Origin of the sequence: Microcystis sp. LE19-8.1F (assembly GCF_027531715.1) — a bacterium.
Lineage (GTDB): Bacteria > Cyanobacteriota > Cyanobacteriia > Cyanobacteriales > Microcystaceae > Microcystis > Microcystis wesenbergii_A.
The window spans coordinates 1-14250 of the sequence record NZ_JAPZSO010000245.1 but is presented as its reverse complement, the minus strand read 5'-3'; the positions used below and the strand labels follow the sequence as shown (position 1 = coordinate 14250).

The following is a 14250-nucleotide window of genomic DNA, read 5'->3' as shown; positions in this document are numbered from 1 at the left end:
CTTGCTCCGTGCCATCGCAAATGAGGTTTGAGAGCTTGTTTCAACGCATTATACTGGTTCATAGGGGTTTCGAGATTAGTGCTATTTCTCATAAAACCCCACTCCCGCCTACTTTTCAAGCTTTTTGTCCTGTACTTAGATGGTTGCTACCACCTCCCCCCAAACCCAAGCAGAAAATCCTCTCAGCGATATTCTCATCGAAAAAATCGGCCAACTTTCCCCCTCCCAGCAGCAGGAAGTCCTCAACTTTGTCGAATTTCTCCAGTACAAAAAACAACCTAAAAAGACTATTTGGGACAAAATTGCCGAACGAGTCGCTCAACTACCCCCCGAAGTTATCGAGCAACTCCCCACTGATTCCTCAGAAAACCTCGATCATTATCTATACGGAGCGCCCAAAAAGTGAAATTAATTTTTGTCGATACTTTGTACTGGGTAGCCTTAGCTAACTTAAGGGATCAATGGCACGAAAGAGCAATTGAGTTACAAAAAACTGTATCCAATCGCCGCTTAATCACCACAGAAGCAGTTTTAATTGAATTTCTCAACTATTTTTCTTCCTTTGGTTCTTTCATGCGTCAAACTGTAGCAGGAATTACCCATGATATTCTTGATGATCCCGATATAGAGGTGCTGCAAATAAATTCATCGCTGTTTTTATCGGGATTAAACCTAGACGAACAAAGACTAGATAAAGGTTATAGCATGGTCGATTGTATCTCAATGATGGCCATGAAAAATCGAGATATAAGCGAAGTTCTTACCCACGATAAACCCTTTAGTCAAGAGGGTTTTAATATCCTTCTTTGAAATCTAGTTTATTGTCATTGACTTTTTATGACAAATACCCAAAAATAACCGTAATCTATGACCAAAAAAGCCGATATAGGTAGTAAAAGACTAATCAGTTTAGCCCCTGATAATTGGGCAAGATGGTTAACCCAACAGCCCGACGTACAAGTGCAGGAATTTCTTAGCTCAGAATTTCAATGGGTGAGTCGTGCCAACGATGTTCTCCTGAAAATTTATAGCCCCCAAGAGGGAGAATTTCTGCTCCTTAACGAAATCCAGTTGCGTTACACAAAGCAAATGCCCCAAAGAATCCGAGCTTACGCAGGATTAGCCACAGAACGCTACAATTTGCCCGTTTATCCCGTCTTAGTTAACATTTTACCCCGTCAAACTAACTCAAGGATTCCCAGCCGTTATAGCTCAGAATTTATGGGAATCCGTGCCTATCAAGAATATCGAGTAATTAACCTTTGGGAAGTATCGGCAGAAATAGTATTTCGAGAAAAAATATCGACACTTTTGCCTTTCGTTCCTATACTAAAAGGAGGGGGAGAAGAAACCGTAGTTCGCACAGCCCTGCGAGAATTAAGGGCAAATGAAAGCCTACAGGACTTAGAACCCTTACTTTCCTTTTTTGCATCATTTGTCTTAGAAATACCAATAGTTCAAGAAATTATGAGGTGGGATATGACCGTATTAAGAGAATCGCCCTGGTATCAAGAAATCCTCAGAGAAGGATTGCAGCTAGGAGAACAGAAAGGTATTCAATTAGGACGACAAGAGGGACGACAAGAGGGACGACAAGAGGGACGACAAGAGGGACGACAAGAGGGACGACAAGAGGGAGAAGCAGAACTGATTATCCGACTTTTAACCCGACGTTTTGGCAGTTTAGATTTAGCTATGACTGAAAAAATTAAATCTCTATCTATCCCGCAATTAGAAACCTTAGGAGATAGAATTTTAGACTTGGCCAGCAGTGAGGAATTGCTAAGTTGGTTAAATGAACAAAGATAAAAATATTCCCTAAAACTATGCTTTCTCCTAGCCTTTTCCAGACTCTAACCCTAGAAGATTTTCTCGGTCAATAAGTAGTCGTGCAAAATTAATTTCCCAGTCGAGACAGGAGACAGGAGACAGGAGACAGGAGACAGGAGACGGGAGACGGGATCAGATTTGAGTTTTTAGTTCACTGTTTACTGATCACAGCAAAAAGCTGACGGAGTAACTGCTGACGGTTTGGATGTGTAATTAATTTTGCTTAGGTACTTACTGGAATAATCCCCGCTACGAACTTGCTGAGGGAGAAATAATCGATTTGGAACCTACCGGCCCCCACGAAACCGTTAGCGGCAAACTCGCCTTTTGCTGGCGAGTTTGGGGGGTAATCGAGCATGATTTACCTCCCCTTAAAACGGCGGTTCAAGAAATGATAGAAACTCTTGATGATAGTTAATTAAAAAGATTTTCCCTCAAAGGTGATATTTCCCTGGCTCTCTGGGTATATTTAATCTAGTGGATTGTTTCAGCTAATTTGGTGTATTAGAAAAATGCTATAAATTCTATAATCTAAGACTTTAAGCCGAAATCTATTGCCCTATTTTAGTTGAAACAGTCCACTAGATACTATCGGCAACCGCAAGCTTATGACGAAAGAACCAGTCTATATCATCATACCCGTTCACAACCGCAAAGCCATCACCCTAAAATGTCTAGAAACCCTAGAGAATAACGGTGATTTGGATCAATACCATGTAATTGTCGTGGATGACGGTTCCTCCGATGGCACATCCTCCGCAATTCAATCCCAGTACCCCGATGTCATCATCCTACAAGGTGACGGGAATTTATGGTGGACTGGCGCAATTAAAATGGGTATGGAGTACGCTTATCAGCAAGGTGCAGAATATTTTATTTGGTTAAATGATGATTGTTATCCCCAAAAAGAAGCGATTAGTCAACTGGTAAATTTATGCCAATCTAATCCTAAAATTATCGCTGGTGGTCAGTGTTTTGACCCTGATACTCTTGAACCAAGTTATGGAGGTATTGCAATAAAAAAATACGAAGTTATTAATATTTATGACAAGCAAAAAATTTTGTTAGAATGTGATGGACTAGCTGGAAATTTAATCTGTATTTACAAACAAGTAATTGACACAATTGGCTACCCAAATTCTTTTTTATTCCCACAATACTATGGAGATGTTATTTATACCAATGTAGCTAAAAAAATGGGGTATAAGTTGATGGTTTTTCAAAAATCTATAGCCTTATGTAAAAATGACCATCCTAGAATATCTTGGTTAAATCCCGACAAACCGCTTTTGACATACTGGCAAGATTATTTTCAAATAAAATCTTCTTCTTATTGGAAGGCAGAGTTAAATTACTATCGAGAATTGTTTGGATTTCAAGGAATTCTGTTATATGTATATAAAAAAATTGTTAGATTTTGGTTGTTTTTTATTTTTGTGACAATTACCCCGCCATCTTTTCGTCAATCTTTGAAACAAATAAAACAATGATAAAAATTGCTTACGATATCACAGTATTAGGACAAGGATATATCAATGCAAAGGCAAAAACAGGTGTTTATCGGGTAGTTGATTCACTGTTGAAACAACTGTTAGATAGAAAGGATATAGAAATTGATTTAGTTGCATACAATAGCTTAAATAACATCTGGGATAGTGTTAGTACCGAATTATTTATCAGCAATGAAGCGGCAAGAATTAGGAAACAATATCAAAGCTGTCACCAGAGTAAATTAAATTTATTGAACCTCTATAAGGTAGCAGTTAAAAGTCAAAAACAATTTATTAAACTCTCTAGTCAATATTTACCTGTAATCTATAAACCCGCTCTAGCTTTACAAATTCCTTTTAAGCTTTTAGGAAAATTTGACATAGATTTTCACTTTAATTCCCAAGCAAATATTTATCATTCTCTATTTTATGCCCTACCATCAAAAGATGAAATCAATAGAATTTCTAGAATCTTAACCATATATGATTTAATTCCAGTTTTGGACTCAAAAAGCTTTACCACCAGTATTTGTCAAAAATATGATAAAATGCTCCAAAGTATTGATACTAATCAAGATTGGATTACCTGTATTTCCCAACATACTAAAAATGATTTTTGTAACCATACAGGAATGAATCCTGAGCGAGTTTTTGTTACTCCCTTAGCTGCGGATACTCACTTTTTCCCCGTTGAAAATCTAGATATTATCGATAATACACTTAAAAAATATCAGATTAATAATGCTCCTTATCTTCTCAGTCTTTGCACCTTAGAACCCAGAAAAAACCTCAGCTTTCTAATTCGTTGTTTTACGAAAATTATCCTCGATAACCCCAGGATAGACTTAAATCTAGTTTTAGTGGGTGTTAGTGGCTGGAAAAACAACGATATTTTAAAAACTGCCCAAGAAAACCCGATTTTAAAAAATAGAATTATCTTCACTGGTTACATTCCTGATGAAGACTTAAGTGCTATTTATAGCGGTGCCACTGCTTTTATTTATCCCTCTCTTTACGAAGGATTTGGATTACCTCCCCTAGAAGCAATGCAGTGTGGAACCCCGGTGATTACTTCTAATACCAGTTCCTTCCCCGAAGTGGTGGGAGATGCGGGAATTATGATTAATCCCACCGATGAAGACGCATTATGTCAAGCAATTTTAACTATAATTCAAGATAGCCAACTCAGAAAAACTCTCTCAGAAAAAGGACGAGAACGCGCTCAACAATTTAGTTGGGCAAAATGTGCCGAAGAAACCGTGAAAGTTTATCAAATTGCCGCTAATTGCCGTTAGGATGTTCCTGTATAAACTAAATGGTAAAATAGCCCATCAGCGCTTTTCCTACCCCAAAACTCGATAAAATCCTCAAAGAAAGAGATATTCAATAAGAACCAGAAAAACAAACCCTGCTGGCAAAAACTCAGTCATGGCTTCCTGAAAATGCTGTAGAATACGGAATTAATCGAGCTTATATCTTTGGGGGGAAGAGGGAATTTTATGGACAACCAAAAACTAATTCCGTTGCCAACCCTTTAGCCACTTTTTGCGGGTAATTGGCAGTAATGCCCAGAAAATAGCCTTATTTGGCTGAGAGAAAATCTTCAGGTCAGTATCTCTAGCATCAGTTACCACATTTATCTTCCCCCGACTCGGTTTTCTCAGCTATTGACAAGGGTTCCCCTAAAAGCCTACAAGTATTTTGGATAGGTATGGCCATTGAGGAACCGACCAAAATATGAAAATAACGACAAGATTACGGGAATGGGGCAAATTTTTCTTAAAAAGCGGTGCTAGTATCGCCCTAGCACTATTTTTAATCTTAAGTCTGTTCACGGTTAAGGGGACTGCCCCTGCTTTAGCTGTGCTTGCTCAGGGTGATGCGGTAACGGATCCCACTGCTATTCTACGCAATGCCTTACCCATAGATAATAAACCAATTCGTCAAGTGCAACAATCGATCGAAGATATTGCCAAACATCTGCGGGCCAAACGTTGGAGTCCGATTAAAAAAGATGTCAAGGATGCCAATTATGCCCTTTCTACCAAAAGCAACGCCATCTTAGATAGTGTTCCCGAAGCAAGTAAAAGCCAAGGGGAGGAATTAATCGAAAAACTCAAAACGGGAGTGACAGCCCTGGATACGGCCGTAGAAGCGAAGGATAAAGAGGCAGTTTGGTCAACCAGACGGGACTTGCTCAATAATATCACCGCTTTAGAAGAATTAATGGTGGTGGGTTTTCCCTTTAACGTTCCCCCAGAATACGCTAACTTGCCGCAATTGCGAGGACGCGCCACCGTAGAGATGCAGACAACCAAAGGAGATTTAACTATCGTTGTCGATGGTTACAGCGCCCCGGTTAATGGGGGTAACTTTGTGGATTTAGTCCAACGGGGTTTTTATGACGGTTTACCCTTCATTCGCAGCGAAGATAATTTCGTTGTGCAAACTGGGGATCCCGTCGGTGCAGAAGAGGGCTTTCTTGACCCGAAAACTAAGCAATATCGCTCTATTCCCTTAGAAATTTTGATTAAAGGGGAAGAAGAACCAGTTTATGGCAATACTCTCGAAGAATTAGGGATTTACTTACCCAGTCTCGCCTTGCCTTTTAACGCTTTTGGTGCAGTGGCCCTGGCGCGTCCGGATACTAATCCTAATGGGGGTTCCTCGCAATTCTTTTTCTTTAAATTCGATAATGAATTAACTCCTCCGGGGTTTAATCTCATGGATGGTCGTTATTCGGTTTTTGGCTATTTAGTCCAGGGAAAAGAGGTGTTAGAAGAACTTACCGATAAGGATAAGATTATCACCGTTAAAGTGGTTTATGGCTTAAATAATCTCGTCCAACCTAGCTAGGGTGGGGGTTTTTAACTGGGTTTTGTCAAGGCCAAAAGATTAGTCAAGATAGGGGAAGCAGCTCAGATTCTGGGTACTTCCCCCGATACCCCAGAAAGTGGCAATTATCGGGGCAAATATTCCCCGCTAGTGAAGGAAAGGCAGCTAGTAAATGTTACTGTGTTAATGACCTTTTCAGTCCAGAGGAAGGTAAATCATCCACTATCGGTTATGCCAGAGTTAGCAGTCACGATCAAAAATTAGTTTATTCCCACCCCATGGGGCTGCCTGAAAGTCTAAATTTGCAGAAAAAGGTTTTTAACTTCCTAAAAATAGCCAGGTAAATTCTATTGTAAAACCTAGCGTATTCGTTAATAAAATCAAAGTTCTCGCCCCTGTTTTTGCTGATAATTCAGCCGAGCTTATTCGGGGATACTAGAGGATTTATTAATACAAATTTTCTATCAAAAGGGAGAATTATAAATTACTGTGATCGATAGTGCTTCTTCAGAAAAAGAGCAAGAACTTGTTCAAGAGTTTCAACAAAAATATCTCTATATTATTGATAAAAGAACTGATAAATTAGAACAGCAAAAGAATAATCAATCTTTACGAGAACAAAATCAAGTGTGTAAAAACTATCAAGTACAGCGTGGGGAAATTAGTGATTTAGAAGTTAATCATGATCTAGGTGTACCCTTAACTGAAGATGAGCGAGAAAACTTACAAGTAATTCAATCTATGTCCGAGCAGAGAAAACCTATTGTTGTGATTGATGGCGTTATTTTTCAAATTAACCAAGGAGGAATAGCGAGAGTTTGGTATTCAATTCTACAAGAATGGAGTAACTCAGAATTTGGTCAACATATTATTATTTTAGATAGAAATAAAACCGCACCGAGACTAAAAAACTTAAAATATTGGTTATTAGAAGCCTACGATTATAATCATAGCGGAGAGGATACTAGAAAAATTCAAGCAATCTGCGATCGGCTTCAGGCAGCTCTCTTTATTTCTACTTACTATACCACTCCCCTAAGCACTCCTTCGGCTCTAATGGTTCATGATATGATACCTGAAGTCCTAGAAGCGGATTTAAATCAACCAGAATGGCAGGAAAAGCGCTATGCAATTTTGTACGCTTCTAGGTATATTACTATATCAGCTAATACTGCTCGAGATTTAGTTGAGTTTTATCCCCACATTACCCAGGATAAAATTGATGTTGTTTATAATGGAGTCAGCCAAGAATTTTCTCGAAGTATAGCTCAAGAAATTGATGGTTTTAAGCAAAAATACCAGATTTTAAAACCCTATTTTCTCATCGTTGGTTCCCGGATTAGTCTCAAGGGTTATAAAAATGTCAAATTATTCTTTGAAGCTTGGAATAATTTGCCTAAAAATAATAATTTAGCTGTGGTTTGTGTCGGTGGTGATTTAGAGTTAGAGCCAGAATTATCGAAATTAGCCACAAATATTACCACCTATGTCTTAAAATTAGATGATCAGGATTTAAAAACCGCTTATTCGGGTGCAATTGCCTTAGTTTATCCTTCTCTTTATGAAGGATTTGGACTGCCAATTATTGAAGCAATGGCCTGTGGTTGTCCCGTGATTACTTGCTTTAACTCGGCGATTCCAGAGGTAGGAGGTGATGCAGTTTTATACATTGACAGCACCAGTATTGATGAGATGATACAAGCTATCAAAAAAATACAAATTCCTGAAATTCGTCAGCAACTAATAGACAAAGGATTAGAGAGATATCAACAATTTTCCTGGCGGCAAAATTCCGAAAAAATTTCTCAAATTATCCTCAGAACTATTACCGAAGTTAAAGAAAATCCTTCGGGTCAGGTTTGGGTAGAATTAAGAAAATTACAAGAAGAAAAACAAAATCAATCTCTCCAGCAGCTAATTACATCTAGGAGTCTTAAAGAAATGGAATATTCTCTGGAAAAGTTCAAGAATCAGAATACGCAATTATTAGAAAATATTGAAAGCCAGCAAGAGAAAATTAAAAGTTTATCTACAGCTAAGTCAGCTATTAAAAGACTGCTTAAGATTGTCATCAAAAAATCTAAACTTGCTTACTTTATAAAAAATAACTATTAGTTTATAGCGTTTTTCAGTCTGCTGAGGTACAAAAGTGATGGGTTTTAGGCAAAAGGCAAGAGGCAGAAGGCAAAAGGGAAGAAAAATAGGTGTACCTCACTAGCTTAGGAAACGCTATAGTAAGCTTAATTGGGAATAACTAAAATATCAATATATTCCCCAGTGTTTAAATTATCTTGATAAAATGTATCGAGAAAATCTAAACTTGTTTCAACAAATTTTCCCCCTCGCAATCTCCCTACTCTAGAGGCAAAAGTTTCGATAAAGCTTAAATAACTTTTCTTTCCAGCTAGTCGATTAATTCCGTAGGGCCAAAATTCCACATATAAAGGAACAGATATTTCTCGAAAAAATTCTTGTCCTCCTTGAAATATTAGTCCTTCACTACCCTGACAATCTATCCAAACAAAACCAATTTTTCGAGGATTTAAGATTCCTCGATTCTTTAACTCATCTAGAGTAATAAACTCGGCTAATTCTCGCCTATAGTTGTCTTCATTAAATAAATTATCTGTGACATTGACTGGTTGAATACGGAAGTCGCCACAATTATCAGGGTTACAAACTAATTCTCCTGTACCGGTAAAATTAGCTAATCCGTAGTTCAGTGCTTGTAATCGCTCAGTTAACTGGTTAATCTGAGTATTAAAAGTTAGAAATTGATAATTTAAACCCGAAGCTTCGATAGAGATAGCGGATTGGAAGTAATTACCTTTTAAAGCATAAATGGATGTGGAGCCAATATTAGCACCCAAATCAAGAAAACAAGACTTATCGGGGTGGAATAGACTATGATTTTCCAGAAATGTCATACAGGCTAAAAAATCATTTAGCTGAAATGGTTTTCCCTCTAAAGCTTCCTGAAGTTGGACTTTATCAAAAGTGGGATAGAGTAAATAACCGTCAATTTCATCACTTTTGATCATAATTCCATACAGGGATTTGGGCGGCTTTTTGAGACTAAAATTATTGACCTGTTTATACTCTGCTGATTCTCCGAAAATATGTAATATTTCTGGTAAAGTATGGGAGGTATTCAGCCAATATTCTAATTCTGAGTTATCGGGATTTCTTTTTAGTAAATACTTGTATAAGTTAGTAATAAATTTTCGTTGCTGCTCATTATTATTTTGGCTATTTTGTTGATTCTGCTGAAATTCAGAAGACTGTAAAAAAGACTGGATAACTTCCTGAAAAGACCGTCCTAATTTGATCTGTTCCAGATAATATCTTTTCCCTTCTATATCCGCAGCTCTCTGCAAAAAAGTTTCATAACAAAATTCGATAAAAGTTTCTGGTTGAATAAACATAATTAGTCATCAATTTTTATGAGTGAAAGACTTTTGGTGATTAAGTTAATAATCACTAGAAAGAAAATTTATCTGAGAAATAGCCAAGCTTAAGTTTCTATCATCATCGCTTAGTCCTAAATTTTTAGGTGATGTGGAACCCTCTATTTTTAGTTCAATAGTTATTAGAGATGAGTTTTCATTGAGTATATTTTTAGAGCAGTAAATAAACTTACGAAGATTATTTTGGAAACGATTATATTCAAAGTTCCAAATATCCACTAATTTTTCATTTACCCATACCTCCACCTTAAGTGTAGGGTTTTCTGACGAGAGAAAAACTGTCACTATTTGCCATTCTATAAGTAGGGGAACAGGACAGTCAAGCTGGATAGTAAAAAAAGCATAATCACCTTTTAACCAAGTAAAATTTTCTTCGGGTAAGTAAAACCCTTGTCGGAATAATTGAGGATGAAGGAAATTAGCTAAATAACCGGCAAAACTTACCCGCTCATTCAACTGGGCAACTATTTGATAACTTCCCTCTATTATATCGGCAAATTTGCCTGTTAGTAAAATTTCTTGCGAACTTAAATATTCTCTTTGCAAAGGATCGGGAGGATGACCTTTTCCCAAATTTCTATAGGGTAAGCAGCCATAATAATTAGGAGGCACATAAATTAACTCTGGGATATTTGTGTTTAAAAAATTGAGATTTTTTTCGCTTAAAACATCATTTCTAACCATAAATAAATTAATCCCTTGACTATCGGCATAAATAAGGGAATAACCTTTCTTATCTGCTAAATTTTTCCAAGCTAAAATACTAGCTCCAAAATAATTTGTTCCATCCCAACAACGCTGAGTAGAGTAGGGGACAACCTTATCTTCTTTGGGTGAGTGGGAAGAATTGTATTCCACTACTACCACTCGCGGTTGATAGATTTTTTCTAAACTAAACCAGAGATAAAAATCATTACCGTCCACATCAATAGAAAGCAAATCGAACTCGTGGGGAACCTGATACTTGATAAAAATTTGATTGATATTTTCGGCAGTAATTAACTCTTGATAGAGATGAAGTTCTGGGTTACTATAATCCCTATCTAACTGGATACCATGACAGTCATAAATTTCTCGCAGATAACGCGTATTACATTCTCTGCCATCTTCTACCCCAATTTCTACATAAAAGCGATTGGTAAAACCAATGAGAGCGAAAATCTGCTCAATCACACCATCTTCTCCATTTTGGGAGAAAACTTTTTTCTCGAAAAATTGTAAGTTAATGACTGTCATGGCTAAAAATATCCAGTTTCTAGTAAAACGTAGGGTGCGTTAGACGGCAAAAATTACTGCTTTGACTTGAAAGTAACAATCCGTCGTAACGCACCACTAAGTAGTAAAACGTAACAGCCAAAATTACTGCTTTGACTTGAAAGTAAAAATCCGTCGTAACGCACCACCTATCATCAACTAAGTAGCTGGTTGCAATGAGATTACTTACTTAGTATTTACTCAATACCTAGTTTTTGCAATGTTAGTAAACGTTCTTGACTAAACTCCTCGTACACTGTTTTCAGATGAGTGATATTCTCCTCCTCTGTTTCCAAAGTTTTCCCATCTTTAACCACTTTTTTGCCTTGACTTGCCAAAATTTGCCAAACAAATTGTACTGCATTTTGGTTAGAGGATTTAGCCAAGAGGAATAATTGTTCTAAACGATTGACCACTACTCCAGTCCCAATCAAAGGAGAAGCTAAAAAGCTTAATTCCTCATTATAGATTGCTTTGGTTTTCACTGCATTATTAAAAGCATTAGTAGATGGTTTCCGTTCTTGGCAAGTTTGCTCATCCACAGCAGGATGAATATAGCCAATACCAGTTAAAATCATGAGAGCTTGGTAAAGACCATTTAAGTTAATATTTGAGGTTTTGGGGTGATTTTGTAGTTGAAGTAAAGTTTGGGGAGATTCCGCCAAAACCTGACAAATTGGCTGATAAACTGCCTCCTGTAACTTGACTTCTCCCAGGGGAAACTGCTGCTCGAACTTGATATTTGCGGGATTAACAATCAGGGCAAACCGGGTTTCTTGTAGTTGTTTAAGCTGTTCTTGGGGAGTTAAACCTAAAGAGCCTCGAATAAAAATATCACGACGGAATTGGCTATTAACAAAGAAATCTCGCACCACTTCCCGATAGATTGGGTCGCTGATTTTGGCTAATTTCTCTTGAGCTGCTGGGGAGAGATTGACCGCATCAATATGGTCATTAATATGGGCAGAACCCACATATTTAAGTTTCGCATCCTCTAATTCTTTCGCTACTTCATCGAAGTAAAAAGAATTCCATTCCTGATTGAAATACTCGTGAGCTAAATAATAACGATTTTGTTCCTTCAGGCGCTCGTAACGATTTTTTAAAATTGGGTTTTGGACAAAATAACTAGCATTAGCTTCTAATAATTCTCCTGTAAAATTAAGTGCCTGTTCAATGCGGGTTAAAATTGACTCGGAACTGTGTTGACCATGACGCAACATCAAAGCCTGCATCGGCATCGCCGCCGACCACCCCGGAAGGGCATTATAGGAGATATAAACTAATCCCCCCACCTTGAGATTGCGGCGCATAAAATTAACTATTGCTTGGCGATTTTTGGCACTAATCCAGCTATAAATTCCGTGCAAGCTGATGAAGTCAAATTGAGGTAAATCTCTCTCTAAAAATTCCTCAAAACTATCATCAAAGAAAAGAATATTCTTCATTCCCGCCTTGGCCGCTAAATCTCTAGCTGTGGCGATATGGCTAGGATTAAAATCATTGGCATAAAATTGGGCGTGGGGATAGGTAGCAGCTAAAATATTCGTGGTAAAACCCTGACCACAGGCCAATTCACAATAGGTAAATTCTTGGCTAGAATCGGGGGGTTGAATCGATTTAATCAGAGTCGCTAAACCTAATTTTAGGGGACTTAACTCGCCGTAAAAGCCGCTAGTGTAGTTAACTTCCAATACATATCCTTCTGTCCAACTCATAGATTTTCCTCAAATATAATGACAAGTCATAAAATTAAGACTTGATTATACAGGAAAAGAGCCAGATAAGCTGCCCGCGCCTTTAAATTGCTTGTTGAGGTGAGGCAAAAGGCAAGAGGCAAGAGGCAAGAGGCAAGAGGTAGTTAGATATGTATAATCAATTGTGTCTAGCTGCTTACGACGCCTATTAATACTAGAGTATTAACCGTTTAGCCAAATGATTCGGCAATTGCCAATAAACCCTAGAAGCGAGATTTCTCGTGAAAACTGACAGTCTCTTTTACCAAATCTTCCTGCGTTTTCCGGACAGTTTCTTTGACTTAATCGGACAACCCCAACCGGGAGCAGCAAACTATCAATTCACCTCCCAAGAGGTGAAACAACTCTCTTTCCGTCTCGATGGCTTATTTATACCACTCAGAGAAGATAGTCAGCAACCCCTCTACCTAGTGGAAGTGCAGTTCCAACCAGACGACACCCTCTACTATCGACTTTTTGCGGAATTGTTCCTATTTTTAAAACAATATCGACCACCTCACCCCTGGCAAATTGTCGTCATTTATCCCCATCGTGGGGTGGAACGGGAACAATCGCTACATTTTGGCGAAATCCTCAATTTATCGAGTGTTAGACGCATTTATCTCGATGAATTGCCCCAGGTGTCCCATCCCTCCTTAGGAATCGGTGTGATTAAATTAGTAGTAGAGTCGGAAACGGCAGCGGTGAGGACTGCTCAAACCCTAATCGAGCGCACCAGAGAAGAAATCACCGACCAGTCCAGTCAACGGCAGTTAATTGACCTAATCGAAAGTATCATCATTTACAAATTCCCCCAGAAAAGTCGCGAGGAAATTGAAGCTATGTTTGGACTAAGTGATTTAAAACAGACGAGAGTCTATCAAGAAGCACTGGCCGAAGGAGAAGAACGGGGTCTAGAACGGGGTCTAGAACGGGGTCTAGAACGGGGTCTAGAACGGGGTCTGCAAGAGGGGGAACGTCTGGTGGTGGAAAACCTGCTCCGAGTCCGTTTTGGTGAGTTAGACCCACCACTGCAAGCTATTATCAGCCGGATTTTACAACTGTCTCCGGAAGAATTTACTCCTTTACTCCTACAGTGTTCCAAGCAGGAACTCTTAAAGCGATTTCCCCCAGAAAAGTCGCGAGGAAATTGAAGCTATCACCCCCCTTATCAAGGGGGGAAGGGGGGATCGGCACCCCCCTTATCAAGGGTAGGGTTAATTCATGAATTAACCCTACTATGAGAGTTGATTGATGAATTAGCCCTACTATGAGAGTTGATTGATGAATTAACCCTACTACTTCCCCCAGAAAAGTCGCGAGGAAATTGAAGCTATGTTTGAACTAAGTGATTTAAAACAAACGAGAGTCTATCAAGAGGCACTGGCCGAAGGAGAAGAACAAGGTCTAGAACGGGGTCTAGAACGGGGTCTGCAAGAGGGGGAACGTCTGGTGGTGGAAAACCTGCTCCGAGTCCGCTTCGGTGAGTTAGACCCACCACTGCAAGCTAAGCTAAGACGCATTTAAAGCGCTTATTCTTAAGATTAGCCGAATCTCCCCCAATCCCTTTACTGTTGCCTCTTGCAAGAGTGCCTCTTGCCTCGTCTCAACAAGCAATTTAAATGCGCGGGCAGCTTA

The 14250-nt window shown here is 38.6% G+C and carries 13 protein-coding genes; 10 read left to right on the top strand and 3 right to left on the bottom strand.

Features of this window, described 5'->3' with window-relative positions:
* Positions 1 to 139 precede the first annotated feature (139 nt).
* The 8 genes from O9334_RS22285 to O9334_RS22250 all read left to right on the top strand — a co-directional run bounded on the left by O9334_RS22285 (position 140) and on the right by O9334_RS22250 (position 8270).
* Positions 140 to 406: a DUF2281 domain-containing protein gene (locus O9334_RS22285; protein WP_190380527.1), complete on the top strand. Its 267-nt coding sequence runs from the start codon at positions 140 to 142 to the stop codon at positions 404 to 406.
* Positions 403 to 810, top strand: coding sequence for a type II toxin-antitoxin system VapC family toxin (locus tag O9334_RS22280; protein WP_045358047.1), 408 nt, complete (start codon positions 403 to 405; stop codon positions 808 to 810). Before O9334_RS22285 ends, O9334_RS22280 begins: the two co-directional genes overlap by 4 nt.
* A gap of 57 nt (positions 811 to 867) precedes the next feature.
* A complete protein-coding gene (locus O9334_RS22275) occupies positions 868 to 1809 on the top strand; it encodes a DUF4351 domain-containing protein (RefSeq protein WP_288002613.1) in 942 nt (313 codons plus the stop codon).
* A gap of 301 nt (positions 1810 to 2110) precedes the next feature.
* Positions 2111 to 2248, top strand: coding sequence for a ribonuclease HepT family protein (locus tag O9334_RS22270; protein WP_238567764.1), 138 nt, complete (start codon positions 2111 to 2113; stop codon positions 2246 to 2248).
* Positions 2249 to 2438: 190 nt separating this feature from the next.
* A complete protein-coding gene (locus O9334_RS22265; RefSeq protein ID WP_288002610.1) occupies positions 2439 to 3320 on the top strand; it encodes a glycosyltransferase family 2 protein in 882 nt (293 codons plus the stop codon).
* Positions 3317 to 4615 carry a glycosyltransferase family 4 protein gene (locus O9334_RS22260; RefSeq protein ID WP_238567765.1) on the top strand — a complete coding sequence of 433 codons (1299 nt, stop codon included), beginning with the start codon at positions 3317 to 3319 and terminating at the stop codon, positions 4613 to 4615. The genes O9334_RS22265 and O9334_RS22260 overlap by 4 nt, the downstream gene beginning before the upstream one ends.
* 442 nt (positions 4616 to 5057) lie before the next feature.
* The gene (locus O9334_RS22255; RefSeq protein ID WP_190380758.1) at positions 5058 to 6176 is read left to right on the top strand and encodes a peptidylprolyl isomerase; all 1119 of its coding nucleotides are present in this window, start codon (positions 5058 to 5060) and stop codon (positions 6174 to 6176) included.
* 468 nt (positions 6177 to 6644) lie between these two features.
* The gene (locus O9334_RS22250) at positions 6645 to 8270 is read left to right on the top strand and encodes a glycosyltransferase family 4 protein (protein WP_190380757.1); all 1626 of its coding nucleotides are present in this window, start codon (positions 6645 to 6647) and stop codon (positions 8268 to 8270) included.
* A gap of 125 nt (positions 8271 to 8395) precedes the next feature.
* Here the strand turns inward: O9334_RS22250 and O9334_RS22245 are convergent, their stop codons facing one another.
* The 3 genes from O9334_RS22245 to O9334_RS22235 all read right to left on the bottom strand — a co-directional run bounded on the left by O9334_RS22245 (position 8396) and on the right by O9334_RS22235 (position 12594).
* Positions 8396 to 9580: an FkbM family methyltransferase gene (locus O9334_RS22245; protein WP_190380756.1), complete on the bottom strand. Its 1185-nt coding sequence runs from the start codon at positions 9578 to 9580 to the stop codon at positions 8396 to 8398.
* A gap of 45 nt (positions 9581 to 9625) precedes the next feature.
* Positions 9626 to 10858 carry a hypothetical protein gene (locus O9334_RS22240; RefSeq protein ID WP_190380755.1) on the bottom strand — a complete coding sequence of 411 codons (1233 nt, stop codon included), beginning with the start codon at positions 10856 to 10858 and terminating at the stop codon, positions 9626 to 9628.
* Between the two features lie 215 nt (positions 10859 to 11073).
* Positions 11074 to 12594, bottom strand: coding sequence for a methyltransferase regulatory domain-containing protein (locus O9334_RS22235; protein WP_190380754.1), 1521 nt, complete (start codon positions 12592 to 12594; stop codon positions 11074 to 11076).
* Positions 12595 to 12854: 260 nt separating this feature from the next.
* On the opposite strand from O9334_RS22235, the gene O9334_RS22230 reads away from it, so the two are divergent.
* Complete coding sequence (locus tag O9334_RS22230) at positions 12855 to 13766, top strand: Rpn family recombination-promoting nuclease/putative transposase (protein WP_288002604.1); 912 nt, start codon at positions 12855 to 12857, stop codon at positions 13764 to 13766.
* A 181-nt stretch (positions 13767 to 13947) separates the two neighbouring features.
* Complete coding sequence (locus O9334_RS22225; protein ID WP_288002601.1) at positions 13948 to 14139, top strand: RpnC/YadD family protein; 192 nt, start codon at positions 13948 to 13950, stop codon at positions 14137 to 14139.
* Positions 14140 to 14250: the final 111 nt, after the last annotated feature.